Genomic DNA, 25,775 nt, shown 5'->3' with positions numbered 1-25,775 from the left:
GGCGCCCAAAGGCACGCCGTTACGTGACTAGCGACGGCCCATCATCCGCACGTAGGTAAGTGCGGCTGTACGGTACACCAGGTGGCCCAGCTTGGACCAGGGCAGGTATGCGAACAGCATCCACACAGACACAAGGTGCAGGTAGTAGACGAAGTAGGCCACGGGAGCGATATCAGCCAGACGGAACAGCTGTGCTCCGATACCGGTCAGCGTGACAAACCAGATCACATTGAGCAGATACCAGTCGTAGTAGTTCGATCTGGTCTTCTCAGGATCCTGCTGACGGCGGCGGTGTGTGAGAATAGCCAGCCCCACAACCAGCATAATGGCGCCGATGTTGGCCAGAATTTTCACAGGGAACAGCAGCGGCATGGGGGTATGCAGCGCAATGGCCGGAATAACCTTTCCGCCCCAGTGTCCTGCGGCCACAATGGCGGTGACGATCATCAGAATGATGAAGCTGTAGAATACAGCCATGTGTCCCACCTTGCGGTCGGAACGGTCGTCACCGCAGTCCTTGAACTTGGAATGGGTCAGAATCTCTTCTCTGAGCACGTCCACCAGATGCAGAATCCAGTGCTTGGTTTTGCCCAGCACCAGCGTTTTGCCTTCCGGTTTAAACGAAGCAATCAGATTTCTTGTGCCTTTCCAGAATATGCCCACCATACTGAAGAACGTAACAATAAAGATGGGGTCTATGGTGAAATCGCCGGGGAACAGCTTGCCGAAAACGATGGTGCCTTCGGGAATCACAGTACCGTTCACGCTGGCCATGATCATCCAGACCACTGCCCACAGCACGGCCGGAATGCCGAACAGAATAGGCAGATACTTGGGCGAGCTCATCCATTTACCGACAATGGAAGGCTTTGTGAGGCGCTGATAGGCCATGTTGCGCAAAGCCGCCAGCAGGTCACCGGGCTTTGCACCGCGGGGGCACAGGTCGGAGCAGGTGCCGCAGTTGTGACAAAGCCAGATATCCACATTGTTGAGCAGCTTGTCGCGCATACCCCACGATGCCCACACCATCTCCTTGCGGGGGTAGGGATTGCTGGCGGGGGAGATGGGGCACGCCACACTGCAGGTGGCGCACTGATAGCACTTTTTCAGCGACTCTCCACCGACAGCTTGCAACTCCTTCACAAACTGCAGATCTGGTTCGATACGTACAGGCTGAGCCATCTTCCATCTCCTCCTAGTAACCCTTGAACGGGTTGGGGCCCTTTTCAAGGATCATGTTCATGAACTCGTCGATCATGCCGGGCAGCTTGTCGTATTCGTCGATGGCGACTTCGTACTGCTCCACGCGTTCAGGTTCCACACCAAGACGGTTGAGCGTCTCGGCAATGTTTTCCTTGCGGCGGTTGCAGATTTCAGAGCCTTTGACAAAATGGCACTGGTAATCGTCACCGTACTTGCAGCCCAGCAGCATCACACCGTCGATACCCTTTGACATGGCGTCGGCAACCCAGATTGCGTTGACCGATCCAAGGCAGCGCACAGGAATGATACGCACGTAGGGACTCCAGTGATGCCCGCGAAGTGCGGCCATATCCAGCGCAGGATAGGCGTCGTTTTCGCAGGCCAGAATGAGAACGCGGGGACCGCCGGCGTTCATGTCGTCCGGAACTTCGATCTCGCGGATCATGGAACCGATCTGATCGATGTTGTAGTTGGCGAACGAAATGACACGCTCGGGGCAGGCGCCCATGCAGGTACCGCAGCGGCGGCACCGGCTGAAGTTGGGCTTCGGCGTTCCCTTTTCATCGTCGTCCAGCGCGCCGAACGGACATTCCTCGGTGCAGCGTTTGCACTGGGTGCAACGCACGAAGTTGAATATGGGGTACGACAGGTCGCCCGAACGGGGATGTACAGCCATGCCGCGGTTTGCCGATTCGATGCACTGGATGGCCTTCATGGTGGCCCCGATGGCATCTTCTTCGGCCGCGTCCAGCATCATGGGCTGACGGACGCAGCCTGCGGCGTACAACCCGGTACGACGGGTTTCGTAGGGGAAGCAGATGTAGTTGGAATCGGCATAGCCGTCAAAGAGATCAAGGTCGGGCAGATTCGGCCCCTGACGGTAATCGAACCATACCACCGGGTCTTTGGCGGTGGAAGGAACCATACCGGTGGGCAGTACAACCATGTCCACCCTGATTTCGACATCTTCACCCATCAGGGTGTTGGCAGCGCGCACCAGCAGGCCACCGTCTTCGGCCTGTGCGACACCGGTAATGTCGGCCTTGGACATCATGACGCCCAGCTTGTCCTGAGCGGCTTTGTAGAAGCGCTCGTGTATGCCCTGCACCACCATGGAGTCGTACAGGATAAAAGCCTGTCCGTCTTCGCTGGCATCGCACACATAGCCTGCCTGCTTCAGAGCCACAACGCTGCTGATGGCGTTGGTGTACGGCAGGTGGCGCAAGGACTCAAGGTCCTTGTGCTCGTAGGAGGTCTGCTCGTCGTCTTCGGCCTCGGGCTTGGCTGCGGCGGCCTCTGCGGGTTCTTCATCGCAGACAGACGTGTAAATATCACCGCCGTCCACAAGGCCGGTATTCAGGATGAAAGCTACTCTTCTGGCTTTCAGGGTGCCTTCCTTGGCCATTTTTTCAAACTCTGCAGCGGTGACCACACCTTCGAGAGTTCCATAGCCGAAGGGAGCCATGACACCGGCATCCATGGGCTGCCAGCCGGTGGCCATCACAATGGCACCTACCGGAATTTCCTGATTGCCGTCCTTGGTTTTTACAACCGCGGTAAACTGGCCCGGCTGCCCCGAAACCTTGCGCACCTTGGCAGAGGTAAGCACAGTGATGCGCTCATTGCCTTCAACGGCAGCTATTTTCTGCTCAATGCCCGTATCGTGCACATCGGTGTAGGGATACTTCAGCGGCACGGTCTTCAAAAGCCCCTTGGCACGTCCGCCAAGTTCGGCTTCCTTTTCCACCAGCACCACATCGTAACCGGAATTGGCAGCATTGACAGCCGCGGTAAGACCGGTCCATCCGCCACCCAGCACCATGATGGTGCGCACGCTTTCCACTTCGCCGCCGCCGGCTTCTTCCATTTTGGTCAGCTTGACCACACCCATGCGGACATAGTCGGCAGCCAGTTTGAAAAGATCTTCGTCGGCTTCGGCATCCTCGCCTGCTTCCACTTTTGCACCGTAGCCAAGAACGCCCTGCTCGCGCAGGTTAACGCGTTCCACGGTCACGCCTTCAAAGCGGTACAGGTCCCAGTCCACACGGGGCGACGAACCGATAATGAGTACACCGTCAAGTTCATTTTCAGCTATGTCCTGACGGATTTCCTGACGGGCGGTTTCCGCACCGAGCACAGGAAATACTTTTACAACAGGACACGAGCCGCCGAACTTGCCGGTCACCACATCGGAAAGCGCGTCAAGATCAAGCCCGGCGCCGATGTTGGACTTATCGAAATATACGCCTATTTTCTTGGCCATTGCTCGCTACCTCCCCTTCACCGTTTGAATCGCTTGCAGCGCGGCACTGGTGCCGGACTGGGCGGATCTCATGACATCGAGAGGCATTTTGGCACAGCCGGCAGCAAATATGCCCTTGTCCTCTCCGCCCACGATGAAGCCGTCCTCGTCAACAGGCACGTCAACGGGCAGCTTTTCGTCGGCAAGAGTGGGACGCATGCCGGTAGCCAGCACAACCATGTCGTACCGCACCTTTTTCTTTTCACCCTTCACGGCGTCTTCAACTTCCACAATCACATCGCCGGAAGCTGCATCTTCCTCCACGCCGGCCACCTTGCCTTTGACAAGGCTGATCTTTTCATCGGCGCGGACCTTGCGCATGAACTTGTCATAGCGTCCGGGGGTGCGCAGGTCGATGTAATAGACGGTGACTTCAGCGTCGGGGTACTGTTCGCGCACATAGGTGGCCTGCTTGAGCGAAGCCATGCAGCAGATGTAGGAACAGTAGTTGAGGTGATTCTGATCACGCGAGCCCGCACACTGGACAAACGCCACCTTTTTGGGAGCCTTGCCGTCAGAAGGACGACGGATGGCACCGCCGGTGGGTCCGCCCGATGCGGCAAGACGCTCAAGCTGCATGTTGCTCACGCAGTTTGCTATCTGCCCGGCACCCAGATTGGTAAGACGGGTCACATCGTACGGCTTCCAGCCCGTTGCCAGCACGATGGAGCCGACTTCCAGCTCTATCTCACGCGCCGCTTCATTCATGTCCACGGCAACGGAACGGCCCACTTTCAGCTCATCCGCCTTGGTGAGAGCTTCTTTGTCGAGCACGTATCTGTTGGGGAAAGCGAAAGGAACGCTGAGGTACAGAGGTTTGCGCTTTGTCAGACCGAAATCGAACTCGCTGGTTGATTCTCCTTCCAGAGAGGAGGCCAGAAGGCCGAGGTCGGCGCTGTAAGGTGCGGTGTGGCGCGGCTTGATGGCAACCTTTACGGTGTAGTTGCCGGCTTCACCTTTGACCGCCTGCACGGTGGCCTGAGTGAAGAACTTGATTTTAGGGTTGTTGCGGATACGCTGGTACTGGATTTCCAGTCCGCAGGACGGCGGGCAGAGCTTGGGAAAATATTTACTGAGCTGCATGACCCGTCCGCCAAGAAATGGGGTTTTCTCGACGATGAACACTTCATAGCCGACTTCGGCAGCTTCGAGAGCGGCCGTAAGTCCGCTGAACCCGCCTCCGACGACAAGTATGGAGTTCGACATTGGAGCAATCCTCCCTACGGTTTTTAGGGCCTTTTTCATCAAAACGGCCTAAGCCCAGACAATAAGCGGCGCTTACTGCCCCGGCTCAGACCGTCTGGGGTGGGGGGTAAAAAAGGGGCGGTTGCGGCAGCAACCGCCCCTGTAGCTAGCGCGCCCGCTTATGCAGGAACGATCTGGTAGTAAGGCTTCTTGAACACCTTGGTGGTGCCGGCCTTAACGTCGTATCTGGAGTTAACGAAGCACTTCCACTTGGAGTCGTCCAGACCCATGAAGTCTGCACGGTAGTAGAAGCCGGGGTAACGGCTTTCTTCGCGGAAGGCGATGTGCTGCATGTGCAGACGAACGGTCCACAGGCGGTGGTAGTTTTCCCAGCAGCGGAGCAGCTCGTGCAGGTCACGGGCAGCCAGCTTGAGGGAGTCTTCTTCCAGCATGTCCAGCAGGTGGAAGCCGGTGTCCAGAGCAGCCTGGGAGGTGGTGTAGTAGGTGCCTACGCCGCCGCCGTATTCGTCGGTGCACTTCACAAGACGCATCATGAAGTTCTTGGGAGTGATGTACTCGGGGTTCACCACGGGGTCGGTGGAAGCGTCTTTGCCAGCCAGGTAGTTGTAGTAGGGGCGGTAGATCAGTTTGGCCAGATCTTCACCCTTTTCAGCGATGGCGGGCTTGTAATCCTTGTGGTCGATGCACCAGCGGACCATCTGCTTACCGCAGATACGGCCTTCGGCGTGCGAACCGGAGGAGAACTTGTGACCGGAAGCGCCTACGCCGTCAGCGCAGGTCCACAGGCCTTCAACGGTGGTCATACGGTTGTAGACCTTGCCGTTCTTGGCGCGGACTTTGTAGTCTTCGGGCACCCATTCTTCGTCGGGACCGGAAGTCCAGATACCGCAGCAGCCGGAGTGCGAACCAAGCAGGTAAGGCTCGGTGGGCATGATTTCAGAACCGACTTCTTCGGGCTGAATGTTCATGCAGGCCCAGAGGTTAGCCTGACCAACGCACATGTCGAGGAAGTCTTCCCAAGCTTCGGACTCGAGGTGCTTCTGCTGTGCGGGGGTCATGGTTTCAAAGGTGGTCTGCAGTGCAGTCTTGGTGTCCATGTAGATGGGACCGCGACCTTCACGCATTTCACGCAGCATCATGTGGTTACGCAGGCAGGTGGGGATAACGTGTCCCTTGGCGTAGCCGCGATCTTCGTAAGGCTTCAGCATGGCACGGTTGGTCACGCAGTAGTCTTCGCCACGGAAGTTGGTGGCTTTAGCCTTGAAGAGCAGGAACCATGCGCCAACCGGGCCGTAACCGTCTTTGAAACGGGCGGGAACGAAGCGGTTTTCCATCATGGTCATTTCAGCGCCGACCTGAGCACACATGGTGTAGGTGGAACCGGCGTTCCATACGGGGTACCATGCACGGCCCATGCCTTCACCGGTGGAGCGGGGCTTGTACACGTTAACAGCACCGCCGCAGGCAACCAGCATGGCGTTGGCGCGGAAGATGTGCACCACGTTTTCACGCAGGCTGAAGCCTACAGCACCGGCAATGCGGTTTTCTTCATTGGCGTCGAGCAGCAGCTTAACGATGAAGATACGCTCCATGATGCGGTCTTCGCCCAGAGCGTTTTTAGCAGCTTCAGCAACGATGTTCTTGTAGGATTCACCGTTGATCATCATCTGCCAGCGGCCGGAGCGGACAGGAGCGTCGCCGTTGCGCAGGGACTTGCCTGCTGCCTTGGCTGCTGCACCGTCAAGGTTGTGACCGTTTTCATCTTTGATCCAGCAGGGCAGGCCCCACTCTTCAAACAGATGAACGGAGTCGTCAACGTGACGGCCGAGGTCGAAAATAAGGTCTTCGCGGACCAGACCCATAAGGTCGGTACGGACCATGCGGACGTAGTCGTCTGCGCTGTTGTCACCAAGGTAGGTGTTGATAGCGGACAGACCCTGAGCAACTGCACCGGAACGTTCCAGAGCTGCTTTGTCAATAAGCAGGATTTTCAGTTCGGGAGCATATTTGTCAGCCCAGCGCACGGCTTCGAATGCGGTGCCGCAGGCACCCATACCGCCGCCGACGAGAAGGATGTCAACGTCGTGTTCTTTGATGGTGGGCTCGGCAATGGCCACGCCCTTAACCTGTTCCTTAACGGGAATCATCGGCATGATATTTTCTCCTTAATGGGAAAAAACGTGAGTTCCAATCCGGACCTAAACAGCGGAAGCCTTGAATTCGACAGCCTTGTCGGCTTCGGCAACATCGAACTTCTGACCGAGAGCGGTTTCGGGGGCACCCAGCTCGGTTTCGGTGAAGAGCAGTTCGTTTTCGAGATCGCCGGGTTCGGGCTTACCTTCGAAGGGCTTGATGGAGCCTTCGGGGGTGGTGCGGATCGGGAACTTGAAGCGCTTCACGTTGCCGTTACGGAACTTGACAGTCCACATAATGGAGTCAGCGGAACGCATGGGGATGCTGGTGCCGCCCATGGGGGCGAAGTCAGCATAAGGACGGGCGGTGATGGCACCCTGCGGGCAAATCTTCACGCAGGAGTAGCACTCCCAGCAAGCCTCGGGTTCCTGGTTGTAAGCCTTCATTTCTTCAGGGTCCAGGATCATGAGGTCGTTGGGGCAGATGTACATGCAAGCGGTCTTTTCACCACCCTTGCATCCATCACACTTGGACGGATCAACATAAGTCGGCATACCTATTCCTCCAACACAAACGGAATTAAGGGTTTAACCTGTTTGGCCTTTATCTCCGAAAACGGATCCATCTGGATTCGATGGAGGCGCGAAAAGCAGGAGTCCGTCCCGCCTTCCGGGCCAGCACCGTGCCTAACGGAGACTTTTACGAGTTCGTTGGCCCGTGCGCTTGTGAGATATTTAACAAAGCTCACCTTACACTGTCAACAGACTTGTTCTTTTTTTTCACAACCCCGTCTCATTCCGGCTTCCCGAGCGGAAAAATCCACTTTCTGGGCTGTTCCTGAGCGCCCTGCGGTCAGGTTTTGAAACCGGTCCACTGCCATTTACCTTTAATAGACAAAGGATTCAACCCTGCCCGGCACTTTGCCAGCCCTTTTTATGCATTTTTTCACGTAGTCACCGGCTAACTGTCGCTTTTTCTTCACCCCGCATCTGCAGGCCCGCCGGACCCCCTTTCCGCCGCACACTTTGTGAACAGTTGCACATAATGTCGCGGTACCGGCATCTCCGGCCACATTCTATATTCCTCATATGACCATTTCATGGCAGAATAAGCTTGCCCCCCGAAGCGATTCACGCTAGGGGGAACGCCACATATTACCTACCGGAAGGCTTACGATGCATAATGACTCTCCCCGCCCGAGACTGCGGCGCTCTCTTGTTGAAGAAATCGCCGATCTTGATCAGGAACTGCTCGACCTACTGGCCCGTCGCAGCAGGCTTGTGGCCAAGACCCGCCGCCCCAAAAAGGAAGGCTCGGGCACTGACGAAGTAAACAACGAAAAGAAAATACGTCTTGCATGGGAACGGACAACAACCCGTTTTTCCGGCGATCAGCGCATGCTGCGCCAGCTCTTTTCGCTGCTGCAGGAACTCGACCTGACCTACAAAAAGGAAGAGGAAACCCGCACCGATTTCAACCTCGCGCCGCAGCAGAAACCTGTGGCCGTTAATATCGCCGGTCCCGGCTGCAGCCGTCAGGCCCGCATATGGACAGCCCTGTGCGCAGCCGCAGGAGCCGCCGCCCGTATTTCCAATGTGGTGGTCAACGACCGGGTGATCGATCTGGTAAAGGCGCTCAACCAGTCCGGAGCACGACTTTCGTGGGAAGCGGACACTGTCATCAGCAAAGAAGGCCCCGGGCTTGACTTTGCCGACAAGGTCATTTTCGCCGGAGACGACACGTTCAACGCCTACCTGCTGGCTTTCATGGCTCTGCCGCATACGGGCATGGTCAAATTTACCGGCGGACACCAGCTCAAACTGGCCGATCTGACCCCCATGCGTCATTTCCTGCCCTCTCTGGGGGCACGTGTCGCGCACATGGTACCCAAATCAAACGGCCTGCCCCTGCGGCTGGAAAGCGCGGGCATGCTGCCCGACAGCATCACCGTACCGGCTGAACTGCCCGAAGAAGGGCTGACCGCGCTGCTGCTGGCCGCCCCCTCGTGGGGAATCAATGTGCGCATCAATCTGGGTGCTTCGCCGCATGCTCAGGCCGTGCTGCAGGAAGTGCTGCCCGCCCTGAAAGCCTGCGGAGCCGACATACAGCACACCGGTGACGAGCTTTCCGTGCTGCCCGGGCTGCCATCCGTGCCCGAAAATCTGCGGCTGGACATCGACCCTCTGCTGGCAGCATACATTCTGGCCCTGCCCGCTTTCGCGCAGGGACGTGTACAGCTGCAGGGCCGCTGGAACAGCGCCGTGCCCGGCACTGCCGATGCCACCGCTCTGCTGCGTGCCGCCGGACTTTCCGCACAGCAGCAGGATTCCGGCGTCAGCTGCGCCCCCGCAGGCCAATGCGACCTGCAGCAGATGGCAGCGCACAACGGTCTTGCGGGCGTTCCGCAGGCCCTCCGCCCGCTGGCCCTTGCAGTGGCAGCCCACTGCGCCGCCACCGGCGGTTCGTGCACGCTGCCCGGCCTCGGCAATGCCCTGCAGAACGACATTGTATTCCGCGAAGGTGCGGACGGCTTCATCACCCGTCTGGGGCTGGACGTGCAGGAAGACACCCTTGTCAGACCTGACGGCAAACCCCAGATGCCCGCACCGTGGACCTGTCCTGACGCATGGTGGGCCATGGCCTATGCGCTTGCCGCTTTCAAACGGCCTTATTCCGCCGGACTGCGCCTGACAAACCCCGGAGTGGTGACCGACCTGATGCCTTCTTTCTGGCTGCTGTACAACGGCCTGCCCGACCCTGACATGAAGCGCAAACTCAAGGAGCCGACCGATGGAGACAAACCCGCCCGCAGACGTATCATTACCGGATAACATTCCGGATGTTGAGGCCCTCGTGGCCCGTTATGACCGCGAGCTGCAATCGGCGGATGCCGAAATAGCCCGCCTGCGTTCCGCCGAAGACCTGAAAAAGGGTATATTCTTCGCGTCGGAGATACACGCAGCCGTGCAGATGAAAAACAGCCTGACGGTCCAGCGGCAGTTCGCCGTCAACAGACTCAACCGACTGCGGATGGAGACAGCTCCATTCTGAACCGCAACCGACCTGCAAGGCGGCATTCTCCGGAATGCCGCTTTTTTTCCAGACCACCAGCCGGAGACAGCCATGCACAGGCACAACCGTGAAACAACAAGCCCCGAAACCATCGAAGCCATCCTTTCGCGCGCCACATGGTGCACAGTATCCATGGTGACGCCGCAGGGCACGCCGTATGCCGTCCCGCTCAATTACGGCCATCAGGGCACCACGCTGTATGCGCACTGCGCACTGCGGGGAACCAAACTTGACATTCTGCGGCATAACCCGCGTGTATGGGTGACGGTGGTGAGCAACGCCGTTTTTTACGACGGCGGGCCGGATGCCGGCGCCTGCAAGGCCGGAACGTTTTTTTCCAGCCTTATGGCCTCCGGTACGGCGCAGATAATCACGGCAGAAGATGAACGGCTGCACGCCATGCAATGCCTGCTGCAACAGTTCGGCATAGCTGACCGCCCTCTGGGCGATGCCATGCGTGTAACCACGCTGATACGCATAGACCTAGGCGACATAACGACCAAGGAACGCCCCGCGCCCTGAAGTCTGCTTGCGCCGCACGGGTACCGGCCGCAAAAAAAGCGCCGCCTCCCGTGAGACGGCGCCGTTATTGCCTGTACCGGCATACAGCGCAGACCGGCGCGCACTGCGGGCACGCACCGGCGGACGGCTACGCGAAATGAGCCATGGCCCGCGCAAACCCGCTGGCACTGCGGCGGATGACTTCCTCATCCACGCAGAATGTCAGCCTGAAATAACCGGGGCCGCCGAACCCTGATCCGGGTACCGCGAGCACCTTTTCCTCCATCAGCACACGGCAGAACTCCACATCGTCGCCACCCGGCGCCTTGGGGAAAAAGTAAAACGCGCCCTTGGGCATGGAGAACTGGTATCCGGCGCCTGAAAGCACCTCGGCCATGGCATCGCGGCGCTGCGCGTACACGCCCACGTCAACCTGCGACCCCAGCGCATGCGCCATGACGTGCTGGCCGATAACCGGCGGATTCACAAAACCGAGAATGCGGTTTGTCAGCGTCAGCGCGGCCATCAGCTCCGCGCGGTTCTCCATGAGAGGCGAAAGGCAGATGTACCCCAAACGCTCGCCGGCCAGAGACAGGTTTTTGGAAAAACTGTTCACTACCACACTGAAAGGATACAGCGGCAGTACGCTGGGCACCTTTACACCGTCAAACGACAGAAAACGGTAAGGTTCGTCCGCGATGAGATAGACGGGACGGCCGTTTTCGCGGCTCTTGCGCTCAAGAAGTGCCGCAAGGGCTTCCAGTTCTTCACGGCTGTAGACAACCCCGGTGGGATTGTTGGGCGAATTGATGATCAGCGCCCGTGTTTTCGGAGTTATGCGGGCTTCCACGGCCTCAATGTCCAGCTCAAAGGTTTCCGGACGGCTCATGGCCGTTTTAAACACACCCTGATGGTTGGACACATAAAAACCGTACTCCACAAAATAAGGAGCCACCGCCAGCACTTCGTCGCCCGGTTCCAGCACAGCGCGGAAAAACGCATTGAGCGCCCCCGCGGCTCCGCAGGAAAGCAGCAGATCGCCTGCGTCAACGGGCATACCCTGTTCTGCGGATACCTGCCCGGCAAGAGCTTCACGGGCCCACTGAAAACCGCCGTTGGGCATATAGCCGAAAGCAAAAGGCTTTCCGGCATTTTCAGCCATGGTACGCAAAGCATCGCCCACCGCAGGCGGCGCGGGCAGGTCGGGGTTGCCCAGACTGAAATCACACACAGCCTGCTCGCCGTATTGTTTTTTAAGAGCGATTCCAGCCTCGAACATCTTGCGGATCCACGATGATTTTTCCAGATATCCTGCAATTTCTGCGGAAATAAGCGACATGTCCACCTCGTGCTGTCGTAATGCTTTGGCCGTTCGCCGACGGCTGTTATTTTCGGGTCGGTCCGTTTCCGATAGGCAATACCGCAGCCGTTGTCCAGCACGCGCAGCACCGCGCACGTCAGGCAGACTGATTTATGTACAATTCTTGAACAGACCGCCACTACACGCTATAGTGAAAAATGCGGCCGCGCGCACCGTGGCCGGACATCATACATCACGGAGTCATGTACACATGAAAACGGGCATCGCAGCCTTTTTCCCTTTTATGCACTGGCTGCCGGGAGTAACGGCCCGCACCCTGCGCGCAGACCTTCTGGCAGGTCTCACGGGAGCCATCATCGTTCTGCCGCAGGGAGTGGCGTTTGCCACGCTGGCGGGACTGCCGCCTGAATACGGCATATACACCGCCGTTGTCCCGGCCATCATAGCGGCGCTGTTCGGCTCTTCCATGCATCTTGTATCAGGCCCCACCACGGCCATCTCGCTGGTTATTTTTTCCAATGTCAGCACGCTGGCCCCTGCGGGCACACCGGACTACATATGCCTTGTGCTCAGTCTCACGCTGATGGCCGGCCTCATCCAGCTGGCGCTGGGGCTGGCGCGGCTGGGTTCCGTGGTCAACTTTGTCTCCCATTCCGTGCTGACGGGCTTCACCACCGGTGCGGCCATTCTCATCGCCTCAAGCCAGCTGGGCGGATTTGCCGGTCTGTCCGTGCCGCGCAGCGGTTTTCTGCCGCGCGACATGGCAACGTTCGTCTCCATGCTGCCGCAGGCCAGCTGGCATGCCGTGGCCATAGCCGCAGTCACGTTTGTCACGGCGCTTTTGGTCCGCCGCGTGGATAAACGCCTGCCCGCCATGCTTATAGCCATGGCGGCAGGAGGGCTGCTGTGTCTTGTCATTGACGGCGCAGCCAACGGAGTACGCATGGTGGGAGCCCTGCACGCCGGACTGCCGCCCTTCTCCGTGCCGGTATTCGATCCGGAACGGCTGGGCATACTTATGCCCGGAGCGCTGGCGGTGGCCATGCTGGGGCTTGCCGAGGCCGTATCCATTGCCAGATCCGTGGGGGCTCTTTCGCACCAGCGCATAGACAACAACCGCGAATTCATCGGTCAGGGGCTGTCGAACATGGTGGGTTGCTTCTTTTCGGCCTACGCGTCGTCCGGTTCGTTCACCCGCACGGGTGTCAATTACGCCACCGGCGCCCGCACGCCGCTTTCCGCCATTTTTGCGGCGGTTCTGCTGGTGGGCATGGTTTCCGTCATGGGCGGGCTGGCCGCGTATCTGCCGCTTCCGGCCATGGCCGGTGTCATCATGCTGGTGGCGTGGAACCTCATAGACATAGAGCACATCCGGCGCATCATGAGCGCGGGCAGCGGCGAGCCTCTGGTCTTTGCCGTCACGCTGCTTTCCACACTCACCGTAAAGCTGGAATTTGCTCTCATCGCCGGAGTAGCCCTTTCGCTGCTCATCTATCTGCACCGTACCATGCACCCGCACTTCATGCCCATGGCACCCGTGCTCATAGACGGCATGCGCCACATAATCAGACAGGAAAACCGCAACCTGCCCGAATGCCCGCAGCTTAAAATACTGCGGCTGGACGGCTCGCTGTTTTTCGGCGCAGCCGAACATGTGGCCGAAGAGCTGGAAAATATCGTGGCCGCCAATCCGGGCCAGAACCATATCCTGATCGTTGCCAGCGGCATCAACTTTATTGATTACTCCGGCTGCGAAACCATCTTTGAAGAACGCAAACTGCTGCAGGCCGCAGGCGTGCGCCTGTACATGTGCTCTGCCAACCCCGGCGTGCGCGCGGCCATGGAACGGCTGCAATGCGGTCCCATAATTCCCATATATGAAGACAAGGCGGAAGCCATTGCCACCATCACCCCCCAGCTGGACATGAACCGCTGCGCCGTATGCCGTCTGCGGGTGTTCCACGAATGCGCCGGACTGCCCGGCCCGGAAATGACCGCGGAGTAACCCTGTTGCCCGGACAGGGCCGGACACAGTTCGCGCCCCGTATAAGACGCAGAATGTCTGCCGGCAGCCGTACGGCACAGCCCGCACCGGCCGGTACCGCATTAAAAGACCGGCAGCCACGCAGGCAGACCGCCCTTGCGTTACAGGGGTAGTTTCCGCTACACACACGCATCTGCCGACACGGGGCGCGGCGGCCAGCGGCAACTCTGCCCTTGACTTCCTGCGCGAAGTCACTTAACGAATCGCCTCTTACGTTGTTAACTTGGGGTTACCATGTTCGATACGCTTTCCGACCGGTTGTCGTCGGTATTCAAGAAGTTCAGCGGCCAGAAACGGTTAACTGAAGAAAACGTGCAGGAAGGCCTGCGCGAAGTCCGACTTGCGCTGCTGGAGGCCGACGTCAATTTCAAGGTCGTCAAGCAGTTCATCGACCGTGTGCGCGATAAATGCCTTGGTCAGGACGTGCTCAAGGGCCTGAATCCCGCGCAGCAGGTTATCAAAATCGTCAATGACGAAATGATTGAACTGCTGGGCGGCGAAACCACGGGTCTCGACCTGCGCGGCCAGCAGCCTTATGTCATCATGATGGTGGGTCTGCAGGGGTCTGGTAAAACCACCTCCACCGGCAAACTGGCCAACCATCTGCGTAAAAGCAAAATGCGGCCGTACCTTGCACCGGCCGACGTCTACCGCCCGGCGGCCATCGACCAGCTGAAAACACTGGCGGCGCAGCTTGACCTGCCCGTGTATGATTCCACGGTGCAGATGAACCCCGTGGACATTGCCAGAAATGCGGTGGCCGCAGCCAGAGAACAGCAGTGCAACGTTGTCATTCTTGACACCGCCGGCCGGCTGCACATTGACGAAACGCTCATGCAGGAGCTTGTGGCCATTAAAGAGGCCGTGGCTCCGCAGGAAATTCTGTTCGTGGCCGACGCCATGACGGGTCAGGACGCCGTGACGGTGGCAGATGCGTTCAACAACGCGCTGGACATCACCGGCGTGGTGCTGACCAAAATGGACGGCGATGCCCGCGGCGGCGCGGCCCTGTCCATCAAGACTGTCACCGGAAAATCGGTGAAATTCGTCGGCATGGGCGAAAAGCTCTCCGACCTTGAAGTGTTCCACCCTGACAGAATTGCCAGCCGCATTCTGGGCATGGGTGACGTACTGACGCTGATAGAAAAGGCGCAGACCACCATCAAGGAAGAAGAAGCTGAAGAACTGGGCCGCAAAATGCAGCGGGCCGAGTTCGACTTTGAAGATTTCCGGACTCAGATGCGCCGCATGCGCAAACTGGGTTCACTCGAAAGTATCATGAAGCTGATTCCCGGCATGGGTGCCCTGCGCGAAAAGCTGGGCGACATGCAGGTTCCTGAAAAGGAAATGGTCCGCATAGAGGCCATCATCAACTCCATGACGCCGCAGGAAAGGCGCCAGCCCATCCTGATGAACACCAGCCGCAAGGAACGTATAGCCAGAGGTGCCGGCACCACCGTGAAAGAGGTGGATAAACTGCTGAGCAACTTTGAAGGCATGCGGCAGATGATGAAGCAGGTCATGGGCGGCGGAAAAAAGAAAAAAGGCAAAATGCCCCAGCTGCCCGGCATGGGCGGCAAAGGCATGCCCGATCCTTCGGCCATGAGCGGTATGGGCGGACTGCCCGGTATGGGCGGCTTTCCCGGTATGCCCGGTATGCCCGGCATGCCCGGCATGGACGGCATGCAGCCTTCCGGTCCCAGCAAATCGGACCAGAAGAAAAAACGCGACCAGCGTAAAAAAGACAAACAGAAAAAGAAACAGGGCAAGAAAAAAAGGTAAGATTGCGGCCAGCACAGGGGTGTCCCCTTGCGATTTCCCGCAAATACCATATTATGCCATAAAATAATGGGAGAGTGTCATTATGGCCGTTAAACTCAGACTGACCCGTATGGGCAACAAGAAACGCGCTTTCTACCGCATCATTGCTATCAACAGCGAGGCCCGTCGCGAAGGCCGTCCTCTGGATTACATCGGTTACTACAACCCCATGGTGGACCCCGCCGAAGTCAAGATCGACACCGAAAAGGTGCAGAAGTGGCTCGAACGCGGCGCCGAACCCACCGACACGGTACGCGCTCTGCTGAAAAAGAACGCACAGTAGTACTGATCCGGCGTGGCGCCGGATACCGGTCTATGCGGCAGCGCCTCTTTCACGCTGTAAATCCTGTGGAAGCACTAGTGGAGGTGAGCCATGTTGAAGGAACTCGTCGAGTACATCGCCAGATCGCTTGTGGACAAACCCGATGAAGTGGTTGTCACCGAAGTGGAAGGGGAACAGACATCTGTTCTTGAACTGAAGGTGGCAAAGGAAGACCTCGGCAAGGTTATTGGAAAGCAGGGGCGTACAGCCCGTGCCATCCGCACTATCCTTGGCGCAGCCTCCACAAAGGTCAGAAAGCGTTCTGTTCTGGAAATTCTGGAATAACGCCGGCTGAATGAAGGAAGCCTGAAGCGTAGATGGACAAATACGTTCAGATTGGCTTGATCACCAAGCCCCATGGACTTCGGGGGGAAGTCTGCGTCGTTTCTTACGCGGACTCCCCTTTTCTCATGCAGGAACGCATCTTTCTGCAGGCGGGCAAAGGCCCCTGCGTGCCTTACCGGGTCAGAAGCAGCCGCCGGCACTCCGGCACCGAACTTCTGCTGCTGGAAGGCATAGACGACAGAAATGCAGCGGAAAAACTGCGCCAGCACAAGGTGCTTATACCGCATGCAGAGCTGCCGGAACTGGAAGATGACGAAGTCTACATTGAGGACATTCTCGGCTTTACCGTGGTGCTGGATGAAGACGGCAGCACCCTGGGTACCCTGACGGCGTTTTCTGCCCCCACCCCCGAACAGGAAGTGTGGGAGATAACAACCCCCGACGGCAAGGAAGTGCTGTTTCCTGCCGCCGAGGAATTTGTGGCAGAAATAGACGTGGACTCCGAGACCATACGCATCACCCCGCCGCCCGGCCTGCTGGAGATTTATCTTTCCGGCAGCTGATGCCGTGCGGCGCTGTCTGCGGACAGCCGGGCCGACGCGGCATCACAAAGGCAAAAAAGGCATGCGTTTCAACATCGTCACTCTGTTTCCGGAGTATTTCGATTCCCCGCTGGCGTGCGGCCTTATGGGCAAGGCACGAGAATCCGGTCTGGTGGAAGTCGGCTTTGTAAACCCGCGCGACCACACCACCGACAGGCACCGCACAGTGGACGACCGTCCGTATGGCGGCGGCCCCGGCATGGTGATGATGCCCGGCCCGCTGGCCGCGGCACTGCGCAGCATTCCCCGCCCCGGCAGAATACTGCTTATGGCGCCCAAGGGTCGTCCTTTCACGCAGGAACTGGCCCGCGAACTGGCAACCGGTGACAATCTGACAATTATCTGCGGCCGGTATGAAGGCATAGACGCCCGTCTGGAATCGGTATTTCCCATCGAGCCGGTATCCATGGGCGATTTTGTGCTCAACGGGGGCGAAACTGCCGCCATGGCCGTTATGGAAGCCACCGGCAGACTGGTGCCCGGATACATGGGGCATGAAGAATCAGGCGAAGAAGAAAGCTTTTCCTCCGGCCTGCTGGAATATCCGCACTATACGCGGCCCGAAATTTTTGAAGGGCACGAAGTGCCGGAGATTCTGCGCTCCGGTGACCACGGGCGCATTGCCGCATGGCGGCGCGAGCAGGCCCTGAAAACAACTTTGCTCAACAGACCAGAAATTTTGCGCGATGCGCAAATAGATTATAACGATTTAAAAATACTACGAAAAACAGACAGAGAAAGACCGGGAAGAAATCTGTACTGCGCGCTGGTACATTATCCCGTCGTAAACAAAGAAAATAAATCTGTCGCCGTTTCTTTGACAAACCTCGATATTCACGATATAGGCCGCTGTTCGTGCACGTTTGGTCTGGGTGGTTACTACATCACCACTCCCATTGAAGACCAGCGTCGACTGCTTGACGGTCTGCTCCGGCACTGGACGGACGGACCCGGCGTAAGCGCCAACCCCGACAGGGGCACGGCACTGCGTCTTGTCCGGGGTGTTTCCACGATAGAGGAAGCCATCGGAGATATCGAGCAGCGCACAGGGCAACGGCCGACGGTCATCGCCACCAGCGCCCGCGGCGCAGGCGATACCGGATTCGAATCGGTCCGCCGCATGCTGCGTGAAAAACCAGTGCTGCTTCTGTTCGGCACAGCTCACGGGCTGGCTCCGGATGTGCTGGAACGCTGCGACGGCATACTGCGGCCGATACGGTCACTTGATGGGTACAACCATCTATCGGTGCGTACAGCAGCCGCGATTATTGTGGACAGGGTGCTGGGCGACGCCCTGTAGGGGCTGACCACGGCAGTGCCGAAATGTTTCAAACCAGGACGCAAACTCCCTATTGCGGATAAATCAGGTTCCAAGGGGGACACGAATATGAATATCATTAAAAAGATCGAACTCGAACAGATGCGCTTGGACATCCCCAAGTTCAAATCCGGCGACAGCGTGAAAGTACACATGCGTATTGTCGAAGGTGAAAAGGAGCGTATCCAGGTGTTTCATGGCAACGTGATCCGCATCAGCCGCGGCACCACCAATGCCACTTTCACCGTTCGCAAGATTTCCAACGGCGTGGGCGTGGAACGTGTGTTCCCCATGCATTCCCCGTTCATCGACCGTATCGAAGTTGTGCAGCAGGGCCGCGTTCGCCGCAGCCGCCTGTACTACCTGCGCAACCTCAAGGGCAAAGCCGCCCGTATCAAGCCGCTCAAGACCTGGTAGTCATACGAAGCCGGAAAGGGGGCTGCTCTCGCACGCCCCCTTTTTTTTCGTGATCATCCGGGCACAGCCATGGCCGCACGCACAAAAAACGGTCTCACGGCCTCTGCTTCCGGCATGCAGTCTCTGCTGCCGCATACTCTGCCTCACGCTGACCCCGCCGGTCCGCGCGATTGTCTGTACCCTGCCTTTTTTACCGGCATAGACGAAGCCGGTCGCGGCTGTCTGGCCGGACCGGTGGTTGCTGCCGCTGTAATTCTGCCGCCCGCCGGTGCCCCTGCAGCGACGCACATTGCCGCTGCCCTTTCCGGCCTTACCGACTCTAAAAAGCTTTCGGAAAAACGCCGCCTGACACTGGAACCGGCCATAAAGTCGTGCGCGGTGCGCTGGGGCGTGGGCGTTGTGTGGCCTCAGGTCATAGACCGCATCAACATTCTTCAGGCCACTTACCGCGCCATGAGTCTGGCGGTACGTCACCTGCGCGGCGGCGGCGCGGCAGCCAGCATGCCTGCCGGTCTTCCGCCTGTTTTTCTTGCCGTCGACGGCGACAAAACCATTCCCGGACAGGTGCTGCAGACCGTCACCGGCCTCAGTGTGCCGCAGGAAGCCATAGTGGGCGGAGACGGCTGTGTCATGGCCATATCCGCCGCTTCGGTGCTGGCAAAAACATTTCGCGACAGACTGATGACGGCGCTGGACAAACGTTACTCCGGATATGGTTTCGCCACGCACAAAGGATACGGTACAGCGGCTCACATCGAGGCTATCCGCAGGCTAGGCCCCTGCCGCATGCACCGCCTGTCTTTTGCCAAAGTGAAACCGGCGGCCGCCCCGCATGCCGCCGACCAGAACACGCTATGGTAGCCCGCCGCGCCGCCGGCAGCTGTCCCGCGCACATTGCCGCTGGCCGTCTGGGTGAAGAAGCGGCCTGCGCCTATCTTGCCGCATCGGGCATGCGCATTTTGGCCCGCAACTGGCGCGCCGGACATCTGGAACTGGATATCATCGCACAGGACAACGGCACCATTGTGTTCGCCGAAGTGAAAACCCGTGCCGCTCGGGGGCTGGAGTCGCCTTACGAAGCCCTTACTCCGGCCAAACGCAGCAGGCTTGTCAGGGCTGCCGGTATGTGGCTGTCCAGCAACGATATGTGGGACCGCCCTTGCCGCTTTGACCTTGTTTGTGTAACCACAGAAGCACGCGCACCTGAGCCGGAGCAGATGTCGCTGCAGGCGGCCCGTGCCGCAGGAACCGCTCAGGCCCGCCGCGCCGCAGGTTCCGGACTGCCGGGCATACTGGGCAAAGCTGCATCGCGCCTGTTCGGCGCCGGTTCGCCGCAGCGTTCCCACCGTGCGGGCGGTGCACCGGATTCTCCGGAACAACTTTTACGCGTGGAGCATATTCCCCATGCCTTTGACCTCTCCGAGTCTCTGGGTGGTGGCGACGCCGCTTGGCAACCTTGGTGACTTTTCGCCCCGCGCACGCGAAGTGCTGGCAGCTGCCGACATGGTGCTGGCCGAAGACACCCGCAGAACGGCAGGACTGCTGCGCAACGCCGGTATAGAAGCCCGCCTTGTCAGCTGCCATGATCATAACGAGGAACAGCGCATTCCGGAAATGCTTGAAGCCATGCGCGCCGGCAGCACGCTGGCGCTGGTATCCGACGCAGGCACCCCGCTGTTCTCCGACCCCGGTTACAGGCTGGTAAGAGCAGCCCGCAAGGCAGGATTAACCGTCTCTGCCGTGCCCGGTCCCAGCGCTCCGCTCTGTGCGCTGGCTGCCAGCGGCATTGCGCCGCAGCCGTTCACCTTTCTGGGTTTTGCTCCGCGCAAACAGTCCGAGCAGCTCGCGTTCTTTGAACAGTTTGCCCGCACCCCGTCGACGCTCATTTTCTTTGAACGCAAAAACAGACTGCGGACCACGCTGGAAACGGCTTACAACGCACTGGGTCCGAGGGAACTTTGCGTGGCAAGAGAATTGACCAAGGCCCATGAGGAGTTTATTCTCTGTCGTCTTGAAGAATTTCAGACCGTTCCGGACGATCTGCTGGGCGAAATAACAGTAATTGTCGGACCGCCCGAAAAAGAGCAGGCTCTCGACACGCAGGCTCTGCGTGCGCTTATCGAAGATGAGATGCGTCTGGGAGGCAAACCGCGTGAAGTCGCCCGCAGAACAGCGGACCGGGCTCCGGGCTGGAGCGTGAAAGAAATTTACGAAATCATGAAGGATTTACGGACCTGACCATGGCACTGGACGCACGAACCCTGCTACGCTGTTTTCTGCGCACCTACACAGTGGGGGCCGCATTCAACACGCGCGGCATGCAGAATATCGGGTTGGTGCATGCCATGGAACCGGGCCTTGCGGCCATATACCCCGATCCGGTAAAACGGCGCGAGGCCCGCAAAAAATATATCCGGCACTACAATACCCATCCTTTCTGGACACCGCTGCTGGTGGGTACGTTTCTTTCACTGGAAGCGGGCATAGCCGCGCAGACCTTCCCGCCGCAGATTCTGCGCAACCTGAAGGATACCACGGCCTATACCCTGTCAGCCATCGGCGACTCCGTTTTCGGCGGCACCATGCTGGTATCGTGGTCGCTGGCCACATGCAGTCTGCTGGTGGCGGGTTACCAGTCGGCGGCGTTTGCTCTGGGGCTTTTTCTGTTCACGGCGCTGCAGGCGTTCAAGCTGTTCACCTTCATCGCCGGACTGCGCGAAGGGCTTAAAGTGCTCAACCGGCTGCGCAACTGGAACCTGATAAACTGGGGTGAAAGGCTGAAGTCGGGTAATGCTGTGCTGGCGGCGGTGCTGCTGTGGCAGCTGTTTCCCGCGCATGACCGCCCCGCCCTGTGGGCTGCGGCATGCGCCGCGCTGGGACTGTTCGCCGCGCTGGTGGGCCGTCTGCACATGTCGCGCATGCTGCTGCTGTTTATTTTTACGGCTGTTATACTGGCACTGCCGTTCGCCACGGCGTATGTTCCCGTGGAGTGGCATCTTTTCTGGCAGCCCGCTGACTGACGCATACAACAAACGTTCCGGCACGGCCGGAAAACATATACGCATACAATGCTGGAGGAACCTCTCCCGTGCAGGAAGAGATTCGTGAAATAGAAGACGGACTGTGCCTCACTGTCCGCGTCGCCAATGATCAGGGGCTGCATGCACGCCCCGCCGCCAGACTGGTAAAGGAAGCTTCCCGCTTTACATCGCGCATAGTACTGGCATCAGGCGACGCGGAGGTGGACGCCAAATCCATTCTTGATATCCTGTCGCTGGCTGCGGCCAAAGGGACTGCGCTGGAGCTGCGAGCCAGCGGACCCGATGCGCGCGAAGCTCTGCGGCATCTTGCCGCAACATTTGCCAACCGCTTCCGCGAGGACACGTAATTGGCCCGTCTCATTCTTCACGGTATTCCGGTTTCCGCCGGCATATCCATAGGCAAAGCCTTTTTTGCATGGCGCGACAACATCAGCACGTTGCCGCGCGGCATTGTGACGCCCGGTGCGGCACAAAGCGAAGTGGAAAGGCTTGAATCCGCCGTGGAAGCCGTGCAGAACGAGCTCACACAGGCACGCAACAGGGTGCCCGCCGAACTCAAAGACCATGCGGCCATCATTGATTCGCACCTGCTCATTGCCGCCGACCCCAAGCTTATAAAAGACGCCGCCAGACGCATTCAGGAGCAGAACATCACTGCCGAATGGGCTCTGGAACAGGCCGTCGAAGCCATCGCTCTGGCGTTCAGCAGCATCGAGGATGACTATATCCGCGAGCGGGTGCAGGACGTGCGTGTGGTGGCCGACCGCATCAGCAAACGGCTCATGGGTGCTTCCGGCTGTCTCAAGCGCCCGCTGCAGGAGCGCATGGTGCTTATGGCGCACGATCTTGCCCCCGCGGATACCATGGAACTGCCGCTGGACAAAATCATGTCGTTTGCCACAAGCGAAGGCGGCAAAACGAGCCACACGGGCATTCTGGCCCGCAGCATGCTCATTCCCGCCGTGGTCGGCGTCAGTAATCTGGAAGAACACGTCAATGACGGAGATCTGGTCATCGTTGATGCACTGCGCGGCTTCATCATCGTCGATCCCAATGAAGACGAGCTGGCAGACTATACCGAACTCAAGTTCCAGTTTGAAGCCTACCAGAAAGCCCTGCACAAGGAATGCCGCCTGCCTGCGGAAACCGTGGACGGCTACCGCGTGGAAGTGGTCGCCAACATTGAGATGACCGAGGAAGTGGCACAGGTGCTGGACAGCGGCGGCGAAGGCGTGGGCCTGTACCGCACCGAATACGCATACCTCAGCCGCCCCGCGCTGCCCACGGAAGACCAGCTGTACGAAGAATACTCCGAGCTGGCGTCCATAATGGCACCGGGCAAGGTTATTTTCCGCACGCTGGATGTGGGCGCGGACAAAATGCTCACCGAGCAGACCCTCATGCGTGAACCCGATCCGGCACTGGGGCTGAGGGCCATTCGCTACTGCCTGCGCAATATCGATGTTTTCAAAACACAGCTGAGGGCCATTCTGCGGGCCAGTGTGCACGGCAACGTGGCGCTGATGTTTCCCATGATTTCGGGCCTGCAGGAGCTGCGGCAGGCCAAGGTGCTGCTCAACGAAGTGCGCATGGAACTGGACCGCGCGCGCCAGCCGTATAATCCCAACATGCCCGTGGGCATTATGATAGAGCTGCCCTCGGCCGTTCTCATAGCCGATTCACTGGCGCAGGAAGTGGATTTTTTCAGCATCGGCACCAACGACCTTATTCAGTACTCGCTGGGCATAGACAGGGGCAACAAGCATGTCTCGTACCTGTACCAGCCGCTGCATCCGGCCATTGTACGGTCCATCAAGTTTGTGGTAGACGCGGCTCACAGAGAAGGCATCGAGGTTTCCGTATGCGGCGAAGTGGCGGCAGACCCCTACTGCATACCCATTCTGCTGGGCATGCAGATTGACGCCATTTCCATCGCCCCGCAGTCTATCCCCGGCATCAAGCGCATTATCCGCCGCACCAACATGGAAGAGTGCAAGACATTGCTCAACGAAGTGCTGCGCACCGCCACTGTGGCCCGCATCAACCGCGTGGTCAAAGACACAATATTCAAACAGTTTCCGGAAGAGCTCACCTTCTATTCGTCACTTATCGATCATGACGACTAACGGAAATTGCAGATACCGGAACACACTATGACGAAAAAAAAATCATCGGGCGGCGCTCTCATTGCCCAGAATAAAAAAGCGCGCCATCTTTACGAGCTGCTCGAATTTTTCGAGGCAGGCATTGCGCTGGCAGGCACGGAAGTTAAAAGCCTTCGTGCCGGACAGGTTTCGTTCACTGACAGTTATGTCACCATTCACAACAACGAGGCGTGGATAGTGGGCATGCACATAGCGCCCTACGCCAATGCGGGCTATGTGCAGCATGACCCCGACCGTGACCGCAAACTGCTGCTGCACGCGCGCGAAATAGACACGCTGCGCGCCCGTGTGGAACAAAAAGGCCTGACAGTGGTACCCGTGAAGCTGTATTTTAAAAATTCACGCGTAAAGCTGGAAATTGCCGTGGGACGCGGCAAAAAGCTGCACGACAAACGTCAGGACATCAAACAGCGTGACGTGGAACGCGAAACCCGCAGAGAAATCATGCGTCATTGATACCGCAGGAAACACCGCGCGTCAGGTGCGGTGTTTCCTTTTTTCCGCGCCGGTGCAGCCACCGGCGTAACCTCTTGCCGCCCCATGCCAGCCTGCGCGCCGGACCATCCAGATGACACGCACCACGCACCAGCACCAACGTTTTCTCAGCGACCTTTTTCCCCAAGGCGACTGCCTGTTCCGCCCCGAGGAACTGCTTGTTTTCGGCATGGACGCCAGCAGGCTGGATGCCCGCCCCATGGCGGTTGTCAGACCGCGTGAAGCGCGACAGATAGCCGAACTGCTGCAATATGCACAGACAGAACGCATTCCCGTGTATCCGAGAGCACGCGCCACAAACGTGGTGGGCGCCTGTGTTCCCGCCGACCCGCGCCGCACCGGTACGCAGGAACCACAGGGCATTGTGGTGTCCACCCTGCTTATGGACAGCATCATCGATATCTCGCCTGACGACTTTGTAGCCGTGGTGCAGCCCGGCGTCATCACCCGCGACCTTCAGCAGAATGTGGAACGGCAGGGGCTGTTTTATCCGCCGGATCCCGCCAGTCTGAACATTTCCACCATCGGGGGCAACGTCGCCACCTGTGCGGGCGGCATGCGCGCCCTCAAGTACGGCGTAACCCGCGAATATGTACTGGGCATGGAAGCAGCCCTGCCGGGCGGACGCATGCTGCGCACAGGCGGGCGGTGTCATAAAAACGTAGTGGGCCTCGACCTGGTGCGCCTGATGACCGGCAGCGAAGGGACGCTGGGTATCATGACCGAAATAACCCTGAAGCTGCTGCCCCTGCCCGAGGCCACTGCGTCGCTGCTGGCCGGTTTTTCCGGCATGGAACAGGCGGTACAGGCTATACGCAATGTGTTCCGCGCCGGCATGCTGCCCGCCGCGCTGGAATTCATGGGGCCGGAAACGCTGGACTGTCTGGCTTTGCGGCGCACGCCCCCATGGCCCGGCAATGTCCGTGCCGCCCTGCTTTTCCGGCTGGACGGCACCAGCGGAGCTTTGAAAGCGGAACGCCGCAGACTGGAATCAATCCTGCAGTCCGACGCGGATTGCACACCCGTCTGGCAGGCCGCAGGCAGCGGCCCGCAGGAAGAAGAACCCCTGTGGGAAATACGCCGCGGCATCAATCCCGCATCGTACCTTGCGGCGCCGGACAAAATCAGCGACGATGTGACCGTGCCCCGGGGCATGCTGCTGCCCGCCCTCACAGACATTGCGGCCACAGGCAGAAAGCACGGCCTGACCATACTTACATTCGGTCATGTGGGTGACGGCAACATCCATGTGAACATCATGCACGACAAATCCCTGCCCGGCGTGCGGGAAAAAGCAGTGGCAGCCAAAAAAGAAATTATGAATACCGTGCTTTCCATGGGCGGCACCCTGTCCGGCGAACACGGCGTGGGGCTTACAAAGGCCCCGTACATCGACAACCAGCTGTCCCCTGTGGAACGGCAACTGATGGCGGGCATAAAGGCATCCTTTGATCCCGAAGGCATCATGAATCCCGGCAAAGCCTACTGACCCCCGCGGGCAGACAGGCACCGGCACCACTCTGGAGC

The 25,775-nt window shown here is 58.8% G+C and carries 23 protein-coding genes and 1 pseudogene; 18 read left to right on the top strand and 6 right to left on the bottom strand.

Features of this window, described 5'->3' with window-relative positions; translation table 11 throughout:
* Window positions 1-27: 27 nt before the first annotated feature.
* From qmoC to aprB, 5 genes are all read right to left on the bottom strand, one after another.
* On the bottom strand, window positions 28-1,182 hold the full coding sequence (gene qmoC, locus ACZ5D1_RS04595; protein WP_011367141.1) for a quinone-interacting membrane-bound oxidoreductase complex subunit QmoC: 1,155 nt from the start codon (window positions 1,180-1,182) through the stop codon (window positions 28-30).
* A gap of 13 nt (window positions 1,183-1,195) precedes the next feature.
* The gene (locus ACZ5D1_RS04590) at window positions 1,196-3,466 is read right to left on the bottom strand and encodes a hydrogenase iron-sulfur subunit (protein ID WP_011367140.1); all 2,271 of its coding nucleotides are present in this window, start codon (window positions 3,464-3,466) and stop codon (window positions 1,196-1,198) included.
* 6 nt (window positions 3,467-3,472) lie between these two features.
* Window positions 3,473-4,711, bottom strand: coding sequence for a CoB--CoM heterodisulfide reductase iron-sulfur subunit A family protein (locus ACZ5D1_RS04585; RefSeq protein WP_464556058.1), 1,239 nt, complete (start codon window positions 4,709-4,711; stop codon window positions 3,473-3,475).
* A 158-nt stretch (window positions 4,712-4,869) separates the two neighbouring features.
* Window positions 4,870-6,864 (bottom strand): adenylyl-sulfate reductase subunit alpha, encoded by a 1,995-nt coding sequence (aprA, locus tag ACZ5D1_RS04580; protein ID WP_273194195.1) that lies wholly within the window; start codon window positions 6,862-6,864, stop codon window positions 4,870-4,872.
* A 45-nt stretch (window positions 6,865-6,909) separates the two neighbouring features.
* The gene (gene aprB / locus ACZ5D1_RS04575; protein WP_011367137.1) at window positions 6,910-7,398 is read right to left on the bottom strand and encodes an adenylyl-sulfate reductase subunit beta; all 489 of its coding nucleotides are present in this window, start codon (window positions 7,396-7,398) and stop codon (window positions 6,910-6,912) included.
* Between the two features lie 621 nt (window positions 7,399-8,019).
* Between aprB and ACZ5D1_RS04570 the strand changes: the two genes are divergently transcribed.
* The 3 genes from ACZ5D1_RS04570 (at window position 8,020) to ACZ5D1_RS04560 (ending at window position 10,438) form a co-directional block, all read left to right on the top strand.
* On the top strand, window positions 8,020-9,675 hold the full coding sequence (locus ACZ5D1_RS04570; RefSeq protein WP_027181888.1) for a 3-phosphoshikimate 1-carboxyvinyltransferase: 1,656 nt from the start codon (window positions 8,020-8,022) through the stop codon (window positions 9,673-9,675).
* The gene (locus ACZ5D1_RS04565) at window positions 9,635-9,895 is read left to right on the top strand and encodes a hypothetical protein (RefSeq protein ID WP_011367135.1); all 261 of its coding nucleotides are present in this window, start codon (window positions 9,635-9,637) and stop codon (window positions 9,893-9,895) included. The genes ACZ5D1_RS04570 and ACZ5D1_RS04565 overlap by 41 nt, the downstream gene beginning before the upstream one ends.
* A 72-nt stretch (window positions 9,896-9,967) precedes the next feature.
* Complete coding sequence (locus ACZ5D1_RS04560) at window positions 9,968-10,438, top strand: pyridoxamine 5'-phosphate oxidase family protein (RefSeq protein WP_011367134.1); 471 nt, start codon at window positions 9,968-9,970, stop codon at window positions 10,436-10,438.
* A gap of 127 nt (window positions 10,439-10,565) precedes the next feature.
* Here the strand turns inward: ACZ5D1_RS04560 and ACZ5D1_RS04555 are convergent, their stop codons facing one another.
* A complete protein-coding gene (locus ACZ5D1_RS04555) occupies window positions 10,566-11,756 on the bottom strand; it encodes a pyridoxal phosphate-dependent aminotransferase (protein WP_464556055.1) in 1,191 nt (396 codons plus the stop codon).
* Window positions 11,757-11,988: 232 nt separating this feature from the next.
* On the opposite strand from ACZ5D1_RS04555, the gene ACZ5D1_RS04550 reads away from it, so the two are divergent.
* The 15 genes and pseudogenes from ACZ5D1_RS04550 (at window position 11,989) to ACZ5D1_RS04480 (ending at window position 25,737) form a co-directional block, all read left to right on the top strand.
* The gene (locus ACZ5D1_RS04550) at window positions 11,989-13,743 is read left to right on the top strand and encodes a SulP family inorganic anion transporter (RefSeq protein WP_011367132.1); all 1,755 of its coding nucleotides are present in this window, start codon (window positions 11,989-11,991) and stop codon (window positions 13,741-13,743) included.
* Between the two features lie 273 nt (window positions 13,744-14,016).
* Entirely contained in the window at window positions 14,017-15,564 is a 1,548-nt protein-coding gene (gene ffh, locus ACZ5D1_RS04545; protein ID WP_464556053.1) for a signal recognition particle protein, read from the top strand.
* An 82-nt stretch (window positions 15,565-15,646) separates the two neighbouring features.
* Window positions 15,647-15,886: a 30S ribosomal protein S16 gene (rpsP, locus tag ACZ5D1_RS04540; protein WP_011367130.1), complete on the top strand. Its 240-nt coding sequence runs from the start codon at window positions 15,647-15,649 to the stop codon at window positions 15,884-15,886.
* A gap of 90 nt (window positions 15,887-15,976) precedes the next feature.
* Complete coding sequence (locus tag ACZ5D1_RS04535; RefSeq protein WP_011367129.1) at window positions 15,977-16,210, top strand: KH domain-containing protein; 234 nt, start codon at window positions 15,977-15,979, stop codon at window positions 16,208-16,210.
* Between the two features lie 32 nt (window positions 16,211-16,242).
* Window positions 16,243-16,773, top strand: coding sequence for a ribosome maturation factor RimM (gene rimM / locus ACZ5D1_RS04530; RefSeq protein WP_011367128.1), 531 nt, complete (start codon window positions 16,243-16,245; stop codon window positions 16,771-16,773).
* Window positions 16,774-16,834: 61 nt separating this feature from the next.
* On the top strand, window positions 16,835-18,112 hold the full coding sequence (gene trmD / locus ACZ5D1_RS04525; protein ID WP_464556050.1) for a tRNA (guanosine(37)-N1)-methyltransferase TrmD: 1,278 nt from the start codon (window positions 16,835-16,837) through the stop codon (window positions 18,110-18,112).
* An 87-nt stretch (window positions 18,113-18,199) separates the two neighbouring features.
* Entirely contained in the window at window positions 18,200-18,547 is a 348-nt protein-coding gene (rplS, locus tag ACZ5D1_RS04520; RefSeq protein ID WP_011367126.1) for a 50S ribosomal protein L19, read from the top strand.
* 69 nt (window positions 18,548-18,616) lie between these two features.
* Complete coding sequence (locus ACZ5D1_RS04515) at window positions 18,617-19,408, top strand: ribonuclease HII (protein WP_464556048.1); 792 nt, start codon at window positions 18,617-18,619, stop codon at window positions 19,406-19,408.
* Window positions 19,402-19,734, top strand: a pseudogene (locus ACZ5D1_RS04510) (YraN family protein); the annotation flags it as partial. The gene ACZ5D1_RS04515 and the pseudogene ACZ5D1_RS04510, both read left to right, overlap by 7 nt.
* 217 nt (window positions 19,735-19,951) lie before the next feature.
* Window positions 19,952-20,785 carry a 16S rRNA (cytidine(1402)-2'-O)-methyltransferase gene (gene rsmI, locus ACZ5D1_RS04505; RefSeq protein ID WP_464556046.1) on the top strand — a complete coding sequence of 278 codons (834 nt, stop codon included), beginning with the start codon at window positions 19,952-19,954 and terminating at the stop codon, window positions 20,783-20,785.
* Between the two features lie 2 nt (window positions 20,786-20,787).
* Window positions 20,788-21,567: a PTS system mannose/fructose/sorbose family transporter subunit IID gene (locus ACZ5D1_RS04500; protein ID WP_011367122.1), complete on the top strand. Its 780-nt coding sequence runs from the start codon at window positions 20,788-20,790 to the stop codon at window positions 21,565-21,567.
* Between the two features lie 68 nt (window positions 21,568-21,635).
* Window positions 21,636-21,935 (top strand): HPr family phosphocarrier protein, encoded by a 300-nt coding sequence (locus ACZ5D1_RS04495; protein ID WP_011367121.1) that lies wholly within the window; start codon window positions 21,636-21,638, stop codon window positions 21,933-21,935.
* Window positions 21,936-23,714, top strand: coding sequence for a phosphoenolpyruvate--protein phosphotransferase (gene ptsP / locus ACZ5D1_RS04490; protein ID WP_464556043.1), 1,779 nt, complete (start codon window positions 21,936-21,938; stop codon window positions 23,712-23,714).
* Window positions 23,715-23,741: 27 nt separating this feature from the next.
* Window positions 23,742-24,209 (top strand): SsrA-binding protein SmpB, encoded by a 468-nt coding sequence (gene smpB / locus ACZ5D1_RS04485; RefSeq protein WP_011367119.1) that lies wholly within the window; start codon window positions 23,742-23,744, stop codon window positions 24,207-24,209.
* Between the two features lie 112 nt (window positions 24,210-24,321).
* Window positions 24,322-25,737, top strand: coding sequence for an FAD-binding oxidoreductase (locus ACZ5D1_RS04480; protein ID WP_464556041.1), 1,416 nt, complete (start codon window positions 24,322-24,324; stop codon window positions 25,735-25,737).
* Window positions 25,738-25,775 lie beyond the last annotated feature (38 nt).

It is taken from the genome of Oleidesulfovibrio vietnamensis, from assembly GCF_055388115.1.
This window is presented reverse-complemented; position numbering and strand designations above follow the sequence as displayed.